This window comes from Azonexus sp. GW821-FHT04F04 (assembly GCF_059420025.1).
Window position 1 is genome coordinate 44,096 of the sequence record NZ_JBWKSX010000009.1, and the last position, 19,462, is coordinate 63,557.

Genomic DNA, 19,462 nt, shown 5'->3' on the forward strand with positions numbered 1-19,462 from the left:
GAATGGGGGTCACGATCGTGACCTCCACGGTCAACCGGAAATTTTAGCCAAAAATGAACAATAAAAAAGGGCGCCGAGGCGCCCTTTTTCAATCCGGGAAAACCGCTTAAGCAGCAGCGACCGGCTTTTCCTTGCGAACCAGCTTTTCCTTGATACGTGCAGACTTGCCAGAACGCTCGCGCAGGTAGTACAGCTTGGCGCGGCGGACATCACCACGACGCTTCACTTCAACGGAAGCGACCAGCGGGGAATAGGTCTGGAAAGTACGCTCGACGCCTTCACCGGAAGAGATCTTGCGCACAGTGAAAGCAGAGTTCAGGCCGCGGTTACGCTTGGCGATAACAACGCCTTCGTAAGCCTGCAGACGCTCGCGGTTGCCTTCCTTGACCTTCACTTGGACGACGATGGTGTCGCCCGGCGCGAAATCAGGAATGGTCTTGCCCAGACGAGCAATTTCTTCTTGTTCCAGTTGTTGAATCAGGTTCATGTGAGATCCTTAAATTTTATAAACACTTACTCACCGCATTGCTCCTCTCCGACGATTTCCGTGAGGAGTTGCGCTTCTTCCGCGGTCAGACTGCGGTGCGCCAGTAAATCCGGCCGGCGCTTCCGGGTTCGGGCCAGCGACTGTTTGAGCCGCCAGCGACGAATTTTTTTGTGATCTCCTGAAAGCAAAACCGCCGGCACCGCCTCGCCCTCATAAACTTCCGGGCGGGTGTAGTGCGGACAATCCAGCAGACCACCGACAAACGAATCTTCCACCGCCGAAGCGGCATCTCCGAGCACTCCCGGCAACTGGCGGACAACGGCATCAATCAAGGCCATCGCCGGCAACTCGCCACCGGAAAGCACAAAATCCCCGATCGAAATTTCTTCATCGACACAGCGCTCGATCAGCCGCTCATCAATTCCTTCATAACGACCACAAAGAAGGATCAGCCCTTCATCGCCCGTCGCCAGTTGCACCACCCGTTCATGGGTGAGCGGCGCGCCCTGCGGCGAGAGGTAGATGACCCGGCTCTTCGCCAGCCCGGCCTCGCGCTGCTCCGCCTTGGCCGCCGCAATCGCCTTCTCCAGCGGCCCCGACTGCATCAGCATGCCCGGCCCGCCCCCGAAAGGACGATCATCGACCCGTCGCCAGGCATTCTCGGCAAAATCACGCGGATTCCAGCCTTGCCACTGCCAGCGCTGCTCTTCCAGCGCCCGCCGGGTAATGCCACTTTCCGTTACCGCTGCGAACATCTCCGGAAAGAGGGTAATGCAGTCAAACCGGATCACCAGTCGCTGCCCCACTCCACTCGAATCTGCCCGGCTTCCTTCTCGACAGTCAGCACCACAGCCGAAACAAACGGCAAAAGACGCTCGACTTGGTCATCACCCATGACGCGCAAAACGGCATTGGCCCCCGTTTCGATCAACCCGACCACCTTGCCGAGCCGCTCGTCAGCGGTATTGATGACATCCAGACCGATCAAATCAGTCCAGTAAAACTCATTCTTGTCAGTCGTTGGCAGCGCTTCGCGCGGCGCCCCGACCAGAACGCCCTTCATCGATTCAGCGGCAGAACGATCGGCGACACCATCCAACAGCACCACCACACCGTTACCGTGGGCTTTCAGGCTTTTCAACCTGCATTCGCGCCACGGTTCGCCTTCTCTGGCGATCCACCAGACAGGCATTTCAGCCCAGGCCAGCGGATCATCCCCGAAGGGGTACAACCAAAGCCAGCCCTGAATCCCGTAGGGGTCGGCCAGCCGACCCAGTACGACGATATCGTTGCCGGTCAAAACAAAAACTTAGACAGCTTGCTGAGCAGCGTGTTGCTTGACCAGACGGGCAACAGTCGGGGACAGCTGGGCGCCGTTGCTCTGCCAGTAGGCCAGGCGATCGACGGAAACGCGCAGTGCTTCTGCATTGCCGGAAGCTACCGGGTTGTAGAAGCCGATACGCTCAACGAAACGGCCATCACGACGATTGCGGGAATCGGTAACAACCATGTTGTAGAACGGGCGCTTCTTGGCGCCACCACGGGCAAGACGGATAACAACCATGGGAATACTTTCGTTAGCTGGAAAAAAGACCCGGAATTATAGCGCTTTATCAAGGAAAAACAAGCCACTTAGGAAACGGGAAATACTGCTGCGCCAAATACCCGCCTTCGTCGACAGCGCTACACCAATGGCGAAAAGGTAAATTTTTGTTATTCTGCGAAAGCCATGATCACCCCACCGGAGTCCCTTTCACCAGCCCCACCCGACGCCAATGTCAAGAGCATTCTTGAATGGCTGGCTCTGGCGCACGGAAGAGCCGGCTCTGAAGACGCTGATCAGCTGTATCGCCAGCTTCTGCAACTGCGCGAAGCGCCCATTCCCAACGCCCAGCGCCTCAAGTTGCTCGACCTGCTCTACGGTCAGGCGGAACGGGTGGCCAACGGCGAATTGCCGCGACTGCACGATGTCACCCTGCCTATTTCCCGCAAGCAACGGCAGCGCGTTCGCGTCCTGCTCGATGTGCTTGAAACGCTGACGCAGGATTATTTCAACACACTGGCCGAACTGTTCGATCCGGAAGGACCTGGTTCCTCACGAGTGCCACACGTTTCGCTGCGACGAGCCATGCACACGATCGCCTGGCAAGTACGCATCACACACTTGATAGCGGCGCCAGCATCGGCGGGGCTCTGGCAACTATTGCATTCAGCCTTTTTCACGGCACGGCGCCTCGGCCTTGAAGAGTTTCCCGGACCGCAGGGCACGCAGACCATACGCCAGATTTACATCGGCATTCTGCTCGCCGCAGCCGCGCAGCCCGCTTCCTTCTCGCCCGCCGAACTCGAATTTATCAGCCAGTTCATCAACGGCAGCAGCCCGAACATTGATCTTCTCGAATCCCCCCCGCTCGATAGCACTGGCATTTTCTGGGTCGACCTCGACAAGGACTTCCCCGCCCATGCGCTAATCCGCCGGATCCCATCACCCGACGCCCGGGTGCTGTATTTTTCATGCGACGCCATCGCCGAGCACGCATTGAAGCAGCGCACCGCACTCTTGCAGGGAACTCCCGCGAAAACACTCGGCCTGCCCTCATTCGCCGACACCAACACCGGGCCGGGCACCCTGCTGCGCATAAACCGGCTCTGGGGCCATCCCACCAAGCGGCGATTCTCGCGACGTCGTCAGTCTTATCGCGCCAACCTCTGTTCCGGTCTTGGTAATCTATGGCAACTGATGAAGTCTCAGGCCCCCCCCGGGGACCTCAGCGAGTGGATGGTCACCAACGAAAGCCCGGATGGCTATTCGCTGATGCACATGTCGGGCCAAACCCAGCACCTGCGTGTTGGCGACATTGTCGCGCTGCAGACTCTGGGCGATCAATCCGAGGCACTGCCGGCATGGCACGTCTGCATCATTCGCTGGGCAGTGTCGGAAAATCCGGAGCATATCGAATTGGGACTGCAGATTCTGGCTCCCAAGGCCACCGCCGTGGAAATTACCCACACCTATGCACTGGAGTCGAGCAACATTGCCGCGCTAATCCTGCCCCCGACGCCACCGCTACGCCCATCGCAATCGTTGGTAGTCCCGGCCGGCCTGCTCAGGGAAAATACCCGGCGAATCATCGTCGTGATCGAGGCCGACAATCTGGAGATTCGTGAAGTTCAGGCCACCAGCCTAGACGAACAAACGAGTGCCATCGAAATCTTCAGCGTTTTGCCGGACGATTGATGCTGGCGGCGATCAGGCCGCCAAAGAGCACGACAGCCCACGATAGATGCAGCCAGACCAGAAAGACCGGGAAGGCGGCAAAGGCGCCGTAGATGCTTTTCAGCATGGCCGAACTGACCAAAAATACTTCAAACACCTTTTGCATGACCGAGAAGGCCAGCGTAGCGAAGATGCCGCCAGTCAATGCTGCGCGCCGTGAAACCGGCGCATTCGGTACCGCGTAATAGAGAAAAGAGAAAAACAGGCCGAGCAACACCGTGGCTACTGCCTTCAGGGCAAAGCGACGGAACCAGGCCGGCTCGTCAAACCAGCCCAGCGACGTCGTCACGGCAAACGACATCGCCCCCGCCACCGCCCCCAGTACAAACGGCCAGACAGCCATTACGAATGCGTACAAACGCAGTCGGGCCAGCACCGGGCGTGGCTGAACCTGCCACAGATGGTTGAACGCCCGCTCAATGGTGTTCATCAACAAGAATGCGGTAATGCTCAGCATGGCAATCCCGGCCAGCGTCAAGCGCTGCGCCTTGTGCGAAAATTTGCCGATGTTCCCGGCAATGGCGCCGGCCGCGCCGGGTGGCAGCAAGGCCTCGCGAATCAACAAATCGAGTCGCTCGGCCAACAGATCGAGATACGGAACGGCACCGGCAACCGATAGCACGACCGCCACCAACGGCACCAGTGCCATCAGGGTAGTAAACGCCAGCGCAGAACTGGTCTGCATCATGTTCTCGCTGTGAAAGCGCCGAAAAATGCTCACACTTTTTGGCGGCTTGAGGCGGCTGCGACGAGATCGGGAGCGGTTTTGCATGGGGCCGTATAATAGCCGACCATGCAAGACATTCTCGTCCTCTATTACAGCCACCGCGGCTCGGTCCGCGCCCTGGCCGAACGCATCGCCGCCGGCATTGAATCGGTTCCCGGCATGCAGGCTCGCCTGCGTACCGTCCCCCGAGTTTCAGCCGTTTGCGAAGCCACCGAACCGGATATTCCAAAATCCGGCGCTCCCTACGTCGAGCTCGCCGACCTTGAAGAATGCGCCGGCCTGGCCTTGGGCAGCCCGGTTCGTTTCGGCAACATGGCGGCGCCGATGAAATATTTCTGGGATGGCACCATCACCACCTGGCAAAACGGCACACTGGCCGACAAGCCTGCCTGTGTCTTTACTTCCAGCAGCAGCCAGCATGGCGGGAACGAAAGCACCTTGCTGTCGATGATGCTGCCCCTGCTCCATCACGGCATGCTGATCATGGGCCTGCCTTTCACCGAACCCGAGCTCTCTTCGACAATTGCCGGCGGGACACCTTACGGCCCAAGCCACGTCGCAGGGACGACAGGCAATCCGATGCTGACCGAAGCCGAAAGCCGCCTGGCTTTCGTCCAGGGACAACGCATTTCAAATTTAGCCAAAAAACTGAGTTGACCGTGACATCCGCCACCCGCTATCAAATTTCCGCCAGCGCCTGCCTTATCGCGCTGATTTTCCTTTGCCTGGCCTGGGAAGGCTGGCTGGCGCCGCTAAAACCGGGCGGTTCATGGATGGTGTTGAAAGGCGCTTTCCTCCTCGTTCCGCTGTTTGGCATCCTGCGCGGCAAACGCTACACCTACAAGTGGCTGTCACTGTTCATCCAGTTCTACCTGATGGAAGGGCTACTGCGCGCCACCAGCGACCACGGTCTTATCCAGCAACTAGCGGTGGTCGAGACCGTTCTGGCCACCGCTCTTTTCGTTCTGACCATTCTTTTCGTCCGCGCCACCCGCGGTCCCAAAGAAGAAAAAGCCGCCCAGCAGAGCTGAAGCGGCCTTCGCGTGGGTTTAACGTCGAATCAGACGTCGCCCTGAGCCTTCACCTTGTCGAGCGAAGAATGCAGCTTGTTCAGCGCATTCAGATATGAGCGGGCCGAAGCGATGACGATATCCGTATCAGCGCCATTGCCATTAACAATGCGGTCAGCCTTGGTCAGACGCGTCGTCACCTCACCTTGAGCATCGGTACCGGTAGTGATCGCGTTGACCGAGTAAAGCATCAACTGCGCACCGCTATTGACGATGCTTTCGATCGCCTTGAAGGTCGCATCGACAGGACCTCCGCCCTCAGCCTCACCCTTTTGCTCGACTCCGCCAACGCTGAGGATTACCTTGGCATGGGGCATCTCGCCCGTTTCAGAGCAAACGTGCGAATAGAGGAGCTTGTAATGTTCCTGGTCAGGGGTCACCACCTCATCGGAAACCAGCGCGTGCAGGTCTTCATCGAAGATTTCGTGCTTGCGGTCAGCCAGTTCCTTGAAGCGGGCGAAGGCGGCGTTGACGGCTTCGTCGCTCTCCAGCTCGATACCCAGTTCCTGAAGACGACTCTTGAAAGCATTGCGCCCCGAGTGCTTGCCAAGAACCAGTTTATTCTGCGACCAGCCGACATCCTGCGCGCGCATGATTTCATAGGTCTCGCGATGCTTGAGCACGCCATCCTGATGAATACCGGACTCATGGGCGAAGGCGTTGGCCCCGACCACCGCCTTGTTCGGCTGAACCGGATAACCGGTAATCTGTGAGATCAGCTTGGACGCCGGGACAATCTGCGTCGTATCGATCCGTGTTTCGAGCTCAAAAACGTCCGGACGCGTGCGCACGGCCATGACGATTTCTTCAAGTGCCGCGTTACCGGCGCGCTCGCCAAGGCCGTTGATCGTACATTCGACCTGACGCGCCCCAGCCAACACAGCCGCCAGCGAATTGGAAACCGCCAGCCCGAGATCGTTGTGACAGTGCACCGACCACACCACTTTGTCGGCATTCGGCACACGCTCGATAAGCTGGCGCATGGTTTCAGCGTACTGGAACGGAATGGCGTAGCCAACGGTATCCGGGACATTAATGGTCCTGGCACCGGCCTTGATGACCGCTTCAAAGATGCGGCAAAGGAAGTCGATTTCCGAACGTCCGGCATCCTCAGCCGAAAACTCGATGTCATCAGTGAATTGTCTAGCCCAACCAATCGACTTGACCGCCTGGTCGACCACCTGGTCTGGCGTCATGCGCAGCTTCTTTTCCATATGAATGGGCGAAGTCGCGATAAAGGTATGAATACGGCCCGACTTCGCCGGCTTGATCGCCTCGCCAGCCCGGCTGATGTCGTTTTCGTTGGCGCGCGCCAGCGAACAGATGGTCGAATCCTTGATCGCGTGAGCAATGGCCAGGATGGAATCAAAATCTCCCGGGGAAGCGGCGGCAAAGCCAGCCTCGATAACATCGACCCGCATCTTTTCGAGTTGGCGGGCAACGCGAATCTTCTCTTCCCGCGTCATTGATGCGCCCGGGCTCTGCTCGCCGTCACGCAGGGTCGTATCAAAAATAACCAGATGCTGTTTCATAAATACTCCGAACTACAGGGCTTTACGCTTGAACAAGCTGATTGCAGCCTGAACGTAGCCCGACAAACCATAAATAACGAAGAAGCCGAACAGGGCAATTTCCGGGCTATAGGCAACCAGCGCAAATCCCAGGGCAATCGCCGCAATCGCAAAGAAAGGCACACTCTTCTTCAGATTGATGTCCTTGAAACTATAGAAGCGAATATTGGAAACCATGGTCACACCGGCAAACACCGTCAGCACGCAAGCGAGCCAGCGCACATCGCTACCGGAAATACCCGTCTCGATCATGACCCAGACCAGCCCGGCAACCAGCGCTGCCGCGGCCGGCGATGGCAAGCCCTGGAAATAACGCTTATCCATCACCTCGAGCGTCGTATTGAAGCGAGCCAGACGCAAGGCAGCACCGGCGCAGTAAATGAAAGCAGCGATCCAACCCAGGCGCCCCATATCGCGTAGCGCCCATTCGTACATCACGAGCGCCGGGGCCGCACCGAAACTGACCATGTCAGACAGCGAATCGTATTCGGCGCCAAAGGCCGACTGCGTATTGGTCAGACGCGCCACGCGGCCGTCCAGTCCATCAAGGACCATGGCAATGAAGATCGCCATCGCCGCCCGCGCGAAGTCACCCTGCATCGCCTGCACGATGGCAAAGAAGCCAGCAAACAGGGCCGCCGTAGTGAACAGATTGGGCAGCAAATAAATACCACGCCGCTTCACTTCAGGATTGAACAGCGATTTACGGGGTTTGAGTTCGGTCATTGGCTAATAGAATCATCCAGAATGGTGCAAGGATACACCTATCCCCCAAACAACTTGGGCGGTGAGGTTTCCCACACCGCCCAAAGCGAAGGTAGCGCTAGGCGCGCACGCGAACACAGTACATTAGTACGGCAAGCGTAAACAACAATGCGCTACCGAGCCCGCAACCGGCAAATTAGTTCTTGGTCTGGTCGACGAGCTTGTTCTTCTTGATCCACGGCATCATGTCACGCAGCTTGCCGCCGACCGTTTCGATCGGATGCTCGGCATTCAGGCGACGGCGAGCCGTCATGGCCGGGTAGTTGGTGCGACCTTCAAGAATGAACATCTTGGCATAGTCACCGTTCTGGATGCGCTTCAGCGCATTGCGCATGGCGGCACGGGACTGCTCGTTGATGACTTCGGTGCCGGTCACGTACTCGCCGAACTCGGCATTGTTGGAGATCGAGTAGTTCATGTTGGCGATGCCGCCTTCGTACATCAGGTCGACGATCAGCTTTAGTTCGTGCAAGCATTCGAAGTAGGCCATTTCCGGAGCGTAACCAGCCTCGGTCAGGGTTTCGAAGCCCATCTTGACCAGCTCAACTGCGCCGCCGCAGAGAACAGCCTGTTCGCCGAACAGGTCCGTTTCGGTCTCTTCGCGGAAGTTGGTTTCAATGACGCCGCCCTTGGTACCACCGTTGGCAGCAGCGTAGGACAGAGCGATGTCCTTGGCCTTCTTGGTGACGTCCTGATACACAGCGATCAGGGACGGCACGCCGCCACCCTTGAGGTACTCGGAACGCACGGTGTGGCCCGGACCCTTCGGGGCGATCATGATGACGTCGACGTCGGCACGCGGAACAACCTGGTTGTAATGCACGTTGAAGCCGTGCGCGAAGGCCAGGGCAGCGCCCTTCTTGAGGTTCGGAGCAACTTCTTCGTTGTAGACCTGCGGAATGTTTTCATCCGGCAACAGGATCATGACCACGTCGGCGCCCTTGACGGCCTTGGCGATTTCTTCAACCTTGAGGCCAGCGGCTTCAGCCTTCTTCCAGGAAGCACCATCCTTGCGCAGGCCGACAGTGACCTTGACGCCGGAATCCTTGAGGTTCTGGGCGTGGGCATGGCCCTGCGAGCCGTAACCAACGATGGTGACCTTCTTGCCCTTGATGAGGGAGAGATCGGCGTCCTTGTCGTAATAAACTTTCATGAAATCCTCTTTGTGTACAGATAGATAGTTAGACTTTAAGAATACGATCGCCACGACCGATGCCACAGACACCGGTACGGACGGTTTCGAGAATCAGGCCTGCATCGAGCGCGGCGATGAAGGAGTCGAGCTTCGAGCTTGCGCCGGTCAACTCGATAACATAGGTCGATTCCGTAACGTCAATAATACGACCACGGAAAATATCGGCCATGCGCTTCATCTCTTCGCGGTCCTTGCCGGTGGCGCGAACCTTGATCAACATCAGTTCGCGCTCGACGTGAGCGGCTTCGGAGAGATCGACCACCTTGACCACGTCAACCAGCTTGTTGAGCTGCTTCGTGATCTGCTCCAGCACCTCGTCGGAGCCGGATGTCAGAATGGTCATCCGCGACAACGAGGGATCTTCCGTCGGTGCCACGGTCAGCGATTCAATATTGTAGCCACGGGCCGAGAAAAGCCCTGCTACGCGGGAGAGAGCACCCGATTCGTTTTCAATCAGGATGGAAATGATGTGTCGCATTGTTCTTTTCCTCCCTCGCTTACAGATCTTCAGCGAGGATCATTTCAGTCAAGCCCTTGCCAGCCGCAACCATCGGGAAGACATTGGCACCCGGATCGATGATGAAGTCCATGAAGACCAGGTCATCCTTGTGCTCGGTAAAGGCTTTGCGCAATGCCGGTTCCACATCTTCCGGTTTTTCGATCTTCATGCCGACATGCCCGTAGGCTTCTGCCAGCTTGACGAAATCAGGTAATGAGGTGACATAGGACTGCGAGTAGCGCTTGGAATAGAACATTTCCTGCCACTGCCGGACCATGCCCAGCATGCCGTTGTTCAGGTTGATGATCTTGATCGGGAAGCCGTACTGTTTGCAGGTCGACAGTTCCTGAATGCACATCTGGATCGAACCTTCGCCTGTCACACAGGCCACCTGCGCATCCGGATTGGCCATCAGCACGCCCATGCCATACGGCAGGCCGACGCCCATGGTGCCCAGACCGCCGGAGTTGATCCAGCGGCGAGGCTTGTCGAATTTGTAGTACTGCGCAGCAAACATCTGGTGCTGGCCGACGTCCGAAGTGATGAAGGCATTTCCGCCAGTCACCTCATAGAGCTTTTCCATAACGAACTGCGGCATGATGTGCTCGGACTGCTTGTAACGCAGGGAATCACGGCCACGCCACTCGTCGATCTGCCTCCACCAGTTGGCTACTTCGGGATCGGTCTTGAAACCGCCGTCCATAAGCTTGACGATCTCTTCCAGCACATCCGGCACATTGCCGACGATGGGCACATCAACCTTGACACGCTTTGAAATCGAGGAAGGATCGATATCGATATGGATAACACGACGCTTCTCTTCGCCAAAGTGCTCCGGATTGCCGATCACGCGATCATCAAAACGGGCGCCAATGGCCAGAATCACGTCGGCATAGTGCATCGCGTTATTGGCTTCGAAGGTGCCATGCATACCGAGCATGCCGATGAACTGCTTGTCCGTCGCCGGATAGCCGCCCAAGCCCATGAGGGTATTGGTCACCGGGAAGTTCAGCTTGTGCGCCAGCTTGGTCAACTGCTCGGCCGCATCGGAAAGGATGACCCCGCCCCCCGTATAGATCACCGGACGCTTGGCTTCCTGCAGAATCTGCACAGCCTTCTTGATCTGACCCAGATGCCCCTTGACCACAGGGTTATAGGAGCGCATCTGGATCGTCTTCGGGTAATCGAACTCGCACATCTGGGCGGTAATATCCTTGGGGATATCAACCACCACCGGACCGGGACGACCGGTCGAGGCGATGTGAAAAGCCTTCTTGATGGTTATCGCCAGATCCTTGACGTCCTTGACCAGGAAATTGTGCTTGACGCAAGGACGAGTGATACCGACCGTATCGCACTCCTGGAAAGCATCCTGGCCGATGTAGAACGACGGCACCTGACCGGTCAACACCACCATCGGAATGGAGTCCATGTAGGCCGTGGCAATACCGGTCACGGTATTCGTCACACCAGGCCCCGACGTCACCAACGCAACGCCAACCCGCTGCGAAGACCGTGAATAGGCGTCCGCAGCATGAACAGCCGCTTGTTCGTGGCGAACAAGAATGTGTTTGACCTGATCCTGCTTGAAAAGGGCGTCGTAGATATGCAAAACGGAACCACCGGGGTATCCGAAAACACAATCGACCTTTTCTTCTTGCAGGCACCTGATTACAATTTCTGCACCGCTGATCATCATTCTTGAGCCCAAAAAAGCTATCGCGTAAAAGGGCGTAACCTTAATCGACCGACCATTTTCGGTCAAGGTTTCCCGGCATTTCCCTATAATGCTCAAGAACTTTCGGAAGAGACGACCCTGTCATCACCCCAACAACTTTCCAGCTTTCTTGAATCCGTCGAGCGCCGCGCCTTTAAACAGGCGATGTTTGCCGTCCACGATGAAGATGCTGCACTAGACATCGTTCAGGACTCCATGCTCAAGCTGGCGGAAAAGTATGGCGACCGACCCGACGAAGAGTACCCGATGCTCTTCCAGCGAATCCTGCAGAACACCATTCGCGACTTTTACCGCCGGAGCAAGGTCCGCTCAATGTGGACAACGCTGCTATCAGCCTTCTCCCCGGACGGCGACGAGGACTACGACCCGCTCGAAACACTGGCCGCCGATGAAGACGATGCCGGCCCGAGAACACCGGAAAGCAAGTTGCAACAGGCCCAGACACTCAATCTGATCGATGAGGAAATAAAAAAACTACCTGCACGTCAACGTGAAGCATTCCTCATGCGTTATTGGGAAGACATGGACGTCGCAGAGACCGCGGTGGCGATGGGTTGCTCGGAAGGCAGCGTCAAAACCCATTGCTCGCGCGCCACTCACGCGCTGGCAGCCGCCCTGTCGGCAAGAGGTATAAAACTATGAACGAAGACCGTTACGCATATCGGATTCGGCAAGCGCTGAATCTTGGTTTGAACGACATTCCGCCGGCTGCGTCGCGGAGGCTGGAAGCAGCTCGCCATCTGGCGTTGGCACATCAAAAACAGGCCGAGCCAGAATTGGTGACTGCCAACGCTGGCACTTGGTCATTCCGAAGCGGCGCCTACACCCCCCATCTCAAGCAAGCTCTTGCAGTTCTGGCCTTGCTGCTCGGCATGTGGATTTCTTTCTATTGGCATAGCATCCAGTACGTCACTGAACTGGAAGATGTGGATAGCGCCTTGCTCACTGACGACCTTCCCCCCGATGCTTTTCTGGATAACGACTTCTTCGAATGGTTAAAAGACGACTCCTCGGAGGAATAATCCTCTGCTTTAGCCTGACTACCGTCGTTGCCGCAGAACCGCCCACATCGGCAATCATTGGCACGCCGCCACAACCCGGATGGATCCAGTTAAGTACCCAGCAAAAGGACATTCTCGCCCCGCTCGCCAAGGACTGGGACAGCATGGAGAACATCCGCAAGAAAAAATGGCTGGGAATCGCCGAGCGCTACCCGAACATGAAGCCGGACGAACAACAACGCATGCAGTATCGAATGCGCGAATGGGTCAACCTGACACCGGAGCAACGCGCCAAGGTGAGAAGTTCATACAGGGACTTCAATCAATTGCCTTCGGAGCAAAAACAGGTGGTCAAGCAGAAGTGGGATGCCTATACGAATCTGCCGCCCGAACAACGGCAACTGCTCCGTGAAAACAGCAAGTCGTCGAAGTTGCTGGTGCCGCCAACTGACTCAGCGACTACAGCGACAAACGTCACGACCACCCCGTCCACAACCGCAGCCGGCATTCCAAGCCAGCCGCCAGCCGTAGAAACAAGCAAGCGCTGATGCAAACTTCACTCCCCGGCATCAGACGCCGACTGGTCTGTATGCTGTATGAAAGCCTGGTCATTTTTTCCATCCTGCTGATTGGCTTTCTACTACCGCAAATTGCCCTTTCGGGGTTCCATTTCGAGCTATCGCCCAGGTTGCTTTGGCTTCACGTTTTGCTGTTGCTGTTGGTCTATTTTGCGTGGTGCTGGCTAAATGGCGGGCAAACCCTGCCAATGAAGACGTGGAAACTTCGCATTGTTTCCGCCGAGGGAACAACTCTCCGCCCTTTGCAGGCTGTGCTTCGCTACCTGGCTGCATGGCCAAGTATTCTCTTGCTCGGCATCGGGATTTTCTGGGCACTCTTCGACAAGGACGGTCAGTTCCTGCATGACAGAATTGCCGGAACGCGAATTGTCAGCGCGCCTTAATTAGCGGCGCTCCACCCACCACAACATCCCCATGGCTGCAACCAAAAACAGCGCTGCGGGTGCGGTTGCGCTGGCGAATGGGGGCCACGAGTTAATCACGCCAAGATTCGAGAACAGACCGTTCAGGGCATAGAAAAGTATGCCCAGCATGACCCCGGCAAAAATCTTCAGGCTGACACCACCAACCCGGTTATGGGAATAGCCAAACGGAAGCGCCAGAGCGACCATGACCAGCGCGGTCAGCGGATAGACAAGCTTTTTCCAGAGCGCAATCTGGTAGCGCTCGGCCTTTTGCTTGTTTTCGACCAGATGCCGGGTGTAGTTGAACAGACCATAGAGCGACATCCGCTCCGGGGCAACGGTCAAAATAGCCAATAAATCCGGGTTGACCGCAGAATGCCACTCAGATGCATCGCTCGATTCGACGCGAGAGGTATCGGCATCGAGAATCGTCCTGACCACCCCTTTTAGGAGCCAACGGTCAGGCAACTGAAAGCTCGCCTCCCGTGCATCAGTCACCGACTCCAGCGTGTTTTCCGCAGTAAATCGATAAATCCGCACCCCCTCCAGCGTAGCGTCCGGATTGGCCTTGCGAATATTGATGAAACTGCGCCCATCCTTGATCCACAAACCGCTCTCCAAACCGCTGCGGGCGATAACCTTGCTTAGTGCCTTGGCCTTGATTTCCTGAGCCAAGCGCTCGGTAAACGGCACCAGAACCTCACCAAACACAAAGGTTAACAAGGCAAGCATGGCAGCTGTGCGAAATAGCGTCATCAGCAGGTCCGATGTGGCCAAACCAGAGGCCCTCAACACGGTGAGTTCGGAATGCCTGGCCAGCGTAGACAGCGCGTATAAAGTGCCGATCAGGGCGGCTATCGGAATCAGTTCGTAGACCAGCCCCGGCAAGCCGAGCGCCACAAATAGCGCGGCTCGCCCTGCGGTGTAGTCGGCCCGTCCCACGTTCCTTAGCTCATCAACAAAGTTAAAAAAGCTGAACAAGGCCAAAAAGGCAAGCAAGACAAGAAGCACTGCTGCAAGGACTTCTCGCATCAGATAGCGTTGGTGCGTATTTACCTTAAACACTGGACTACTTCCCCTGCCAAGGCATGCGCACGGCAATGCGCCGGTAAAACAGCAGCAAAAGCGGCACCAGCATGACGGCATGGATGGCCCAAACACCGATCCAGAAAGAGAGCTTGCCCTGAGCAACCCAGGCTTGGGCAACCCATAACAGGTTGCTGTAAATGGCGTAGATAAGCACTGCAATCAGCATGTTAGCCGAGCGACCAGCACGCGGATTGACATAGGAAAGGGGGATGGCCAGCAGAGCCAGAATGAGTGCAGATACAGGTATCCCGATACGCCAAAGCAGTTCGCCACGGGCCTTGTTACTGTCGTCCTTGAGGAGTTCTGGCATCGACAGTCGATTAGGCAAAGGCTCCGCAGGCTTGGCCTCACCATCCTCCGTGCGCACCCGGTAGCGCTCGAATTCCATGACACGAAACTCGGGAGAACCCGGCTCGACTTCGTAGCGGCGCCCTTTTTCCAGAACAACAAAGCGGTCACCGTTTTCTGCAAATTCCTGATACCCCTGATCCGAGACCACTACACCCAGTTTTCCGTCTTGGAAACTCGCCACAAAGATATTTCCGAGCAGAGCCTCTCCCTCATCGAGCGCCTCGACAAAGAAAACACGCTTGCCTGCTTTGGATTCCTGAAAAACACCCGGAGAAACCTGCGAAACATCACTGCGTGCTGACAGGACTTGCCGATACTGCGCAGTATTGAAATTGGCCCACGGCGAGAGAAACCCAGCCAGGGCTGCAATAACCAGCACGAAAGGCAGAGCGAAAATGAGTACCGGTCGCAACCATGCCGTAAGCGGCAAGCCGCAAGAAAACCAGACAACCATTTCGGAATCGCGGTAAGCGCGCGTCAAACTCAGTAGAATCGACACAAAAAGCATCAAGCTCAGTACGAGCGGCATGAAATTCAACAAGGCGAAGCCGAGCAGCGAGGCTACCGCCTCGGGCACAATGCGCCCACCGACGGCCTCTTTCAAAAGGCGAATCAACAGTATGGAAGCCAGGATTGCCAGCAGCGCAACGCTGATGCCGGCGGCTGCCTGAGCAAATTCGCGCCGTGCGGCGCGTTCGAATATCATGCTTTGACGAAACCGAAAAAAATGCGAGGATAATCCCTCGGAAACTGATATTTCCTTGATCAGGAGCAGCTTGTGGAATTTAGCATAAAAAGTGGCAGCCCGGAGAAACAGCGCACCGCCTGCGTCGTCGTCGGCGTTTTCGAATCGCGAAAACTTACCCTTCCGGCCGAACTGCTCGACAAGGCATCCGGCGGATACATTGCCGATATTGTCCGGCGCGGCGACATGGAAGGAAAATCCGGCAGCACCCTGTTACTGCACAACGTTCCCGGGACGTTGTGCGATCGCATCCTGCTCGTCGGCCTCGGCAAGGAAAAAGAATTTCGCGAAAAGGAATTCGGCAGTGCCATCAGCACTTCCGTCAAAGTTCTCAACGAAACCGGCGCTTTTGATGCATCCATCTTCCTGACCGAACTTGCCGTCAAAAAACGTAGTATCGGCTGGCGTATTCGTCAGGCAACGTTGGCCGCGCAGGATTCGACCTATAAATTCGAACAATTCAAGAGCAAGAAGGAAGATGTTCGGCGCCCTTTGCGCAAGCTGACGCTCAGCGTTGAAAGACGCAATGAGTTGGCGTCTGCCGAAGAGGCGCTGAGCCAGGGCTTGGCCATCGCTGAAGGGGTTGCCATAACCAAAACATTGGGCAATCTGCCGCCAAATATCTGCCATCCGACCTATCTGGCCGAGCAGGCGCAAGCCATGGCCAAGGAGTTCAAGCTGGGCTGCGAAATTCTGGATCGCGCCGACATGGAAAAATTGGGCATGCATTCCTTGCTTGCCGTTGCCCATGGCTCGCACCAACCGCCCAAGCTCATCGTTCTCAGCTACAAGGGCGGCAAGGCCGCCGATAAACCGGTCGTACTCGTTGGCAAGGGCGTCACTTTCGACACCGGCGGCATTTCGCTGAAACCTGGCGCCGAAATGGACGAAATGAAGTACGACATGTGCGGTGCCGCCAGCGTGCTCGGCACCATGCATGCCGTTGCGAAGATGGCATTGCCGATCAATCTGACTGTTATCGTTCCGGCTACCGAAAACATGCCTGACGGCAAGGCGACACGCCCCGGCGATATCGTCACTTCGATGTCTGGCCAGACCATCGAAATCCTCAACACCGATGCCGAAGGCCGCCTGATCCTGTGTGATGCACTGACCTATGCCGAGCGTTTCGAGCCGGATACGGTGATCGATGTCGCCACGCTGACCGGGGCCTGCGTCGTTGCGCTGGGTAGCGTCGCCACCGGCCTGTTCGCCAACAAGGACGCCCTTGCCCGCGAACTGCTCGATGCCGGTGACGAGGCCTACGACCGCGCTTGGCACATGCCGCTGTGGGATGACTACCAGGAACTGCTCAAAAGCCCGTTTGCCGATATGGCGAATATTGGCGGACGCTGGGGCGGCGCCATTTCAGCAGCTTGCTTCTTGTCGCGTTTCACCAAGAAATTCGACTGGGCCCACCTCGACATCGCCGGTACAGCCTGGAAATCCGGCACCAACAAAGGCGCCACGGGCCGGCCAGTACCCTTGTTGACGCATTACCTGCTGCAACGCGCAGGCAAGCTCAATTGACCCAGGTTTTTTTCTATCATGGCGCGACGGACAAGATCGCCGCGGCCTGCGCCTTGCTGAGCGGGGCCTACGCCAAGAAAAAGCCGATGCTGGTCTATGCCCTCGATAACACCGTCGCCAGCAGCGTCGACCGCATGCTGTGGACGCACTCCGCGCTCAGTTTCGTGCCGCATTGCCGGGCCGATTCGCCACTGGCTGCTGAAACGCCAATCCTGATCACGGACAACCTGGAAACAATCGCCCAGGACGAACGCCTGATGAACCTGAGCCAGGAAATCCCGCCCGGTTTTTCGCGTTTCGAAAGCCTGATCGAAGTCGTTGGTCAGGAAGAGAGCGACCGCACGGCGGCCAGAGAGCGCGTCAAGTTCTACAAGGATCGCGGCTACGAAGTCCGCTACTTCGATCTCAGCGACCGCTAAGGAAACCGCGTGCCCAGCCCCATCATCGCCCGAGCAGATGCACTGATGCAGCGCAGACGCCAGAGCGACAACGAATTTGACGACATTCCGATCCTGACCGACAGCATCGATCAAATTGACGACATTCCAGTTCTGACCGAAATTGTGCCAGAGCCGGAAATGGAAGACTTTCCGGAGCAGATCGAAACAACCATCGAACCAGTTGCTGATATTTCGCTGCCGGCATCGCAAGAGGCCCCATCGGCCATAGACTCTTCGGCCTTGCGTGACGAGTTAATTTATGAACTCACCAGCCGCATTGAGGACCGAATAAAGGCCGCTTTGCCCGAAATTATCAGTTCGACCATCCGAGAATTTCTGGCCGAACAGGAAATGATCGAGAACGGTTAGTCTGCTGCCGACCGCGGCCGTAAGGCCATCACCCAGAATCCTCATGAAACAGAGCAATTCATTCAGCCCTGCCCCGACGGCAGCCCCCCGCTTTCCTTTCACGCTGTCTGGCGTCATCCTGATTGTCGCCATCTACACAACGATTCACGCGCTGACCCGACTGTTTTCATCAGGTAATCTCGGCGAAGACGACCCGCTCGACAACCTGCTCGCCCAGACACTCACGGCGGGCTACAACACACAGCACGGTCCGCTTTACGACTGGGCACTGTGGCTCGTGCAGCAAGTTTTCGGCAGCGGCCTGCAAGGCTTTCTGTTCCTCAAGTACGCCTTGCTGGTCGGCATGGCCGGCTGCCTTTTTCAAATCACCCAAAAAATCACGCAAAGCGCACTTTGGGCGTTCATCGCCGTCGAATCGATGGCCACGGTCTACCAGATTTTCTGGCGATTTCACGAAGGCTTTACCCATCGCGTCGGCGCCATGGTGCTGGCCGTCGCTACCGTCTGGGCCGTCTTTCGCCTTGTTGATCGACCGAATCGTGGCAACTACCTCCTGTTGGCAGCACTGATCGGGCTGGGCCTGCTCACCGAGCACATCTACGCCTTTGCCCTGTTCGCCACCCTGCTCGCCGCCTGGTTACAGCCGTCCATGCGGAAAACGGTGTTCTCCCTGCCAATGCTGGCGTCGCTACCGGTCACCCTGCTGATCGTGGCCCCGTACGCGCTCTGGGTTGCAGCCGATCCGCAACGTTTAATCTCTCTCGGAACCAACCTGTTCCCCGAAATCCCCACCCATTCGTCAGCCGGGATTGCCCGTGGCCTGCGCGATGCCCTGACCTTTCCGCTGCTCGTACTGGCCCCCTATGCCGTGATCCTGCCGATGGTCTTTCCGGCCATATTCCGGACCATTTTCCGGCAATCCCGGCTGCGCTCGACCGATCCGCTCACCTTCGATCCGAAGCTGTACCTGTTCCATATTCTGCTCATCGAACTGAGCGGACTTGTCCTCTTCAACGGCCTCCTCTACTCGCGCTCGAACTACGCGGTGCACAGCATCCTGCCGATGCTCGTCATCGCCATTCCCTGGCTGACCGAGAAAGCCCGCGAAACCAACCCGACGCCACGCCGGGTGCAAGTCTTCATGGCCGTCCTGCTCGGGTTCACGATTACTGCCTACGCCGTGCGCAGCGGCAACCTGTTCGTCTACGAGCCGTTCTGTTCGCGCTGCCGCTGGGCCGTACCCTATCCAGAACTTGCCGACAAGCTGCGCGAGCAGGGATTTGACCGGGGAACGATCATCGTCAACGACCCCCATGTCGGCGGCAACCTCCGTCGCTTTTTCCCCGAGTCCCGCGTCGTGATGCCCGGCCTGCCCACCCCGGCTGGTGACGGCAACAAAATCGCCGTCGTCTGGCCGGTATCGGACAAGAACGCCGAGATGCCGGCCGACTTGCGCAATGCCACGGCCGCCACCCAGATACTAGTGCCACCGGGTATCGTCGAGTTGCCTTGGCAGCACCTGTGGAAACCGCTCGGCTACCGGACTTCGAGCTGGGGCACGGCGATCATGGAGACATCCAACTAGCAGGCAAGGAAGGCTAACAATCGCGGGTATAATCATGGGTT

The 19,462-nt window shown here is 57.2% G+C and carries 23 protein-coding genes; 11 read left to right on the forward strand and 12 right to left on the reverse strand.

Going from position 1 to position 19,462, the window contains the following annotated elements; translation table 11 throughout:
• Nucleotides 1-106: 106 nt before the first annotated feature.
• Genes rplS through rpsP form a run of 4 tightly spaced genes read right to left on the reverse strand, consistent with a single transcriptional unit; the run spans nucleotide 107 to nucleotide 2,051 of the window.
• A complete protein-coding gene (gene rplS, locus AC07TV_RS16650; protein WP_494649483.1) occupies nucleotides 107-487 on the reverse strand; it encodes a 50S ribosomal protein L19 in 381 nt (126 codons plus the stop codon).
• Between the two features lie 26 nt (nucleotides 488-513).
• Nucleotides 514-1,278, reverse strand: a complete 765-nt coding sequence (trmD, locus tag AC07TV_RS16655) for a tRNA (guanosine(37)-N1)-methyltransferase TrmD (RefSeq protein ID WP_494649484.1) — start codon at nucleotides 1,276-1,278, stop codon at nucleotides 514-516.
• Entirely contained in the window at nucleotides 1,275-1,787 is a 513-nt protein-coding gene (gene rimM, locus AC07TV_RS16660; RefSeq protein ID WP_494649485.1) for a ribosome maturation factor RimM, read from the reverse strand. The genes trmD and rimM overlap by 4 nt, the downstream gene beginning before the upstream one ends.
• 9 nt (nucleotides 1,788-1,796) lie before the next feature.
• Nucleotides 1,797-2,051: a 30S ribosomal protein S16 gene (gene rpsP / locus AC07TV_RS16665; RefSeq protein ID WP_494649486.1), complete on the reverse strand. Its 255-nt coding sequence runs from the start codon at nucleotides 2,049-2,051 to the stop codon at nucleotides 1,797-1,799.
• A 165-nt stretch (nucleotides 2,052-2,216) separates the two neighbouring features.
• Between rpsP and AC07TV_RS16670 the strand changes: the two genes are divergently transcribed.
• Entirely contained in the window at nucleotides 2,217-3,725 is a 1,509-nt protein-coding gene (locus AC07TV_RS16670; protein ID WP_494649487.1) for a cyclic-di-GMP receptor FimW-related protein, read from the forward strand.
• Here AC07TV_RS16670 and AC07TV_RS16675 read toward each other — a convergent pair.
• Nucleotides 3,703-4,536 (reverse strand): YihY family inner membrane protein, encoded by an 834-nt coding sequence (locus tag AC07TV_RS16675; protein WP_494649488.1) that lies wholly within the window; start codon nucleotides 4,534-4,536, stop codon nucleotides 3,703-3,705. The two genes, AC07TV_RS16670 and AC07TV_RS16675, sit on opposite strands and share 23 nt — an antisense overlap.
• Before the next feature lie 21 nt (nucleotides 4,537-4,557).
• On the opposite strand from AC07TV_RS16675, the gene wrbA reads away from it, so the two are divergent.
• Nucleotides 4,558-5,148 (forward strand): NAD(P)H:quinone oxidoreductase, encoded by a 591-nt coding sequence (gene wrbA, locus AC07TV_RS16680; RefSeq protein ID WP_494649489.1) that lies wholly within the window; start codon nucleotides 4,558-4,560, stop codon nucleotides 5,146-5,148.
• Nucleotides 5,149-5,150: 2 nt separating this feature from the next.
• The gene (locus tag AC07TV_RS16685; protein ID WP_494649490.1) at nucleotides 5,151-5,522 is read left to right on the forward strand and encodes a DUF2069 domain-containing protein; all 372 of its coding nucleotides are present in this window, start codon (nucleotides 5,151-5,153) and stop codon (nucleotides 5,520-5,522) included.
• A 29-nt stretch (nucleotides 5,523-5,551) separates the two neighbouring features.
• Here the strand turns inward: AC07TV_RS16685 and AC07TV_RS16690 are convergent, their stop codons facing one another.
• The 5 genes from AC07TV_RS16690 to ilvB form a co-directional block, all read right to left on the reverse strand.
• Nucleotides 5,552-7,093: a 2-isopropylmalate synthase gene (locus AC07TV_RS16690; RefSeq protein ID WP_494649491.1), complete on the reverse strand. Its 1,542-nt coding sequence runs from the start codon at nucleotides 7,091-7,093 to the stop codon at nucleotides 5,552-5,554.
• Between the two features lie 12 nt (nucleotides 7,094-7,105).
• On the reverse strand, nucleotides 7,106-7,858 hold the full coding sequence (gene pssA / locus AC07TV_RS16695; RefSeq protein WP_494649492.1) for a CDP-diacylglycerol--serine O-phosphatidyltransferase: 753 nt from the start codon (nucleotides 7,856-7,858) through the stop codon (nucleotides 7,106-7,108).
• Nucleotides 7,859-8,033: 175 nt separating this feature from the next.
• A complete protein-coding gene (ilvC, locus tag AC07TV_RS16700) occupies nucleotides 8,034-9,050 on the reverse strand; it encodes a ketol-acid reductoisomerase (RefSeq protein WP_494649493.1) in 1,017 nt (338 codons plus the stop codon).
• A 28-nt stretch (nucleotides 9,051-9,078) separates the two neighbouring features.
• Nucleotides 9,079-9,570 (reverse strand): acetolactate synthase small subunit, encoded by a 492-nt coding sequence (ilvN, locus tag AC07TV_RS16705; RefSeq protein WP_494649494.1) that lies wholly within the window; start codon nucleotides 9,568-9,570, stop codon nucleotides 9,079-9,081.
• Nucleotides 9,571-9,589: 19 nt separating this feature from the next.
• Nucleotides 9,590-11,290, reverse strand: coding sequence for a biosynthetic-type acetolactate synthase large subunit (gene ilvB / locus AC07TV_RS16710; RefSeq protein WP_494649495.1), 1,701 nt, complete (start codon nucleotides 11,288-11,290; stop codon nucleotides 9,590-9,592).
• A gap of 117 nt (nucleotides 11,291-11,407) precedes the next feature.
• Between ilvB and AC07TV_RS16715 the strand changes: the two genes are divergently transcribed.
• The 4 genes from AC07TV_RS16715 to AC07TV_RS16730 are packed head-to-tail and all read left to right on the forward strand — an operon-like array spanning nucleotide 11,408 to nucleotide 13,291.
• Nucleotides 11,408-11,971 (forward strand): RNA polymerase sigma factor, encoded by a 564-nt coding sequence (locus tag AC07TV_RS16715; RefSeq protein ID WP_494649638.1) that lies wholly within the window; start codon nucleotides 11,408-11,410, stop codon nucleotides 11,969-11,971.
• Entirely contained in the window at nucleotides 11,968-12,351 is a 384-nt protein-coding gene (locus AC07TV_RS16720) for a DUF3619 family protein (protein ID WP_494649496.1), read from the forward strand. Before AC07TV_RS16715 ends, AC07TV_RS16720 begins: the two co-directional genes overlap by 4 nt.
• Nucleotides 12,321-12,878, forward strand: coding sequence for a DUF3106 domain-containing protein (locus AC07TV_RS16725; protein ID WP_494649497.1), 558 nt, complete (start codon nucleotides 12,321-12,323; stop codon nucleotides 12,876-12,878). Before AC07TV_RS16720 ends, AC07TV_RS16725 begins: the two co-directional genes overlap by 31 nt.
• A complete protein-coding gene (locus AC07TV_RS16730) occupies nucleotides 12,878-13,291 on the forward strand; it encodes an RDD family protein (protein WP_494649498.1) in 414 nt (137 codons plus the stop codon). Before AC07TV_RS16725 ends, AC07TV_RS16730 begins: the two co-directional genes overlap by 1 nt.
• Here the strand turns inward: AC07TV_RS16730 and lptG are convergent, their stop codons facing one another.
• Nucleotides 13,292-14,377 (reverse strand): LPS export ABC transporter permease LptG, encoded by a 1,086-nt coding sequence (gene lptG / locus AC07TV_RS16735; RefSeq protein WP_494649499.1) that lies wholly within the window; start codon nucleotides 14,375-14,377, stop codon nucleotides 13,292-13,294.
• A gap of 4 nt (nucleotides 14,378-14,381) precedes the next feature.
• Nucleotides 14,382-15,458: an LPS export ABC transporter permease LptF gene (lptF, locus tag AC07TV_RS16740; RefSeq protein ID WP_494649500.1), complete on the reverse strand. Its 1,077-nt coding sequence runs from the start codon at nucleotides 15,456-15,458 to the stop codon at nucleotides 14,382-14,384.
• A gap of 72 nt (nucleotides 15,459-15,530) precedes the next feature.
• Between lptF and AC07TV_RS16745 the strand changes: the two genes are divergently transcribed.
• The 4 genes from AC07TV_RS16745 to AC07TV_RS16760 are packed head-to-tail and all read left to right on the forward strand — an operon-like array spanning nucleotide 15,531 to nucleotide 19,421.
• A complete protein-coding gene (locus AC07TV_RS16745; protein WP_494649501.1) occupies nucleotides 15,531-17,027 on the forward strand; it encodes a leucyl aminopeptidase in 1,497 nt (498 codons plus the stop codon).
• Nucleotides 17,024-17,446 carry a DNA polymerase III subunit chi gene (locus AC07TV_RS16750; protein WP_494649502.1) on the forward strand — a complete coding sequence of 141 codons (423 nt, stop codon included), beginning with the start codon at nucleotides 17,024-17,026 and terminating at the stop codon, nucleotides 17,444-17,446. Before AC07TV_RS16745 ends, AC07TV_RS16750 begins: the two co-directional genes overlap by 4 nt.
• 9 nt (nucleotides 17,447-17,455) lie before the next feature.
• The gene (locus tag AC07TV_RS16755; RefSeq protein ID WP_494649503.1) at nucleotides 17,456-17,836 is read left to right on the forward strand and encodes a hypothetical protein; all 381 of its coding nucleotides are present in this window, start codon (nucleotides 17,456-17,458) and stop codon (nucleotides 17,834-17,836) included.
• 43 nt (nucleotides 17,837-17,879) lie between these two features.
• Entirely contained in the window at nucleotides 17,880-19,421 is a 1,542-nt protein-coding gene (locus tag AC07TV_RS16760; protein WP_494649504.1) for a glycosyltransferase family 39 protein, read from the forward strand.
• Nucleotides 19,422-19,462: the final 41 nt, after the last annotated feature.

Coding starts and splice junctions, on each gene's coding strand:
- AC07TV_RS16725 (WP_494649497.1), top strand. CDS start 12,321: ATGGTTAAAAGACGACTCCTCGGAGGAATAATCCTCTGCTTTAGCCTG.
- AC07TV_RS16730 (WP_494649498.1), top strand. CDS start 12,878: ATGCAAACTTCACTCCCCGGCATCAGACGCCGACTGGTCTGTATGCTG.
- AC07TV_RS16720 (WP_494649496.1), top strand. CDS start 11,968: ATGAACGAAGACCGTTACGCATATCGGATTCGGCAAGCGCTGAATCTT.
- AC07TV_RS16670 (WP_494649487.1), top strand. CDS start 2,217: ATGATCACCCCACCGGAGTCCCTTTCACCAGCCCCACCCGACGCCAAT.
- ilvB (WP_494649495.1), bottom strand. CDS start 11,290: ATGATGATCAGCGGTGCAGAAATTGTAATCAGGTGCCTGCAAGAAGAA.
- rpsP (WP_494649486.1), bottom strand. CDS start 2,051: ATGGTTGTTATCCGTCTTGCCCGTGGTGGCGCCAAGAAGCGCCCGTTC.
- AC07TV_RS16760 (WP_494649504.1), top strand. CDS start 17,880: ATGAAACAGAGCAATTCATTCAGCCCTGCCCCGACGGCAGCCCCCCGC.
- AC07TV_RS16675 (WP_494649488.1), bottom strand. CDS start 4,536: ATGCAAAACCGCTCCCGATCTCGTCGCAGCCGCCTCAAGCCGCCAAAA.
- rplS (WP_494649483.1), bottom strand. CDS start 487: ATGAACCTGATTCAACAACTGGAACAAGAAGAAATTGCTCGTCTGGGC.
- wrbA (WP_494649489.1), top strand. CDS start 4,558: ATGCAAGACATTCTCGTCCTCTATTACAGCCACCGCGGCTCGGTCCGC.
- ilvN (WP_494649494.1), bottom strand. CDS start 9,570: ATGCGACACATCATTTCCATCCTGATTGAAAACGAATCGGGTGCTCTC.
- lptF (WP_494649500.1), bottom strand. CDS start 15,458: ATGATATTCGAACGCGCCGCACGGCGCGAATTTGCTCAGGCAGCCGCC.
- pssA (WP_494649492.1), bottom strand. CDS start 7,858: ATGACCGAACTCAAACCCCGTAAATCGCTGTTCAATCCTGAAGTGAAG.
- ilvC (WP_494649493.1), bottom strand. CDS start 9,050: ATGAAAGTTTATTACGACAAGGACGCCGATCTCTCCCTCATCAAGGGC.
- AC07TV_RS16690 (WP_494649491.1), bottom strand. CDS start 7,093: ATGAAACAGCATCTGGTTATTTTTGATACGACCCTGCGTGACGGCGAG.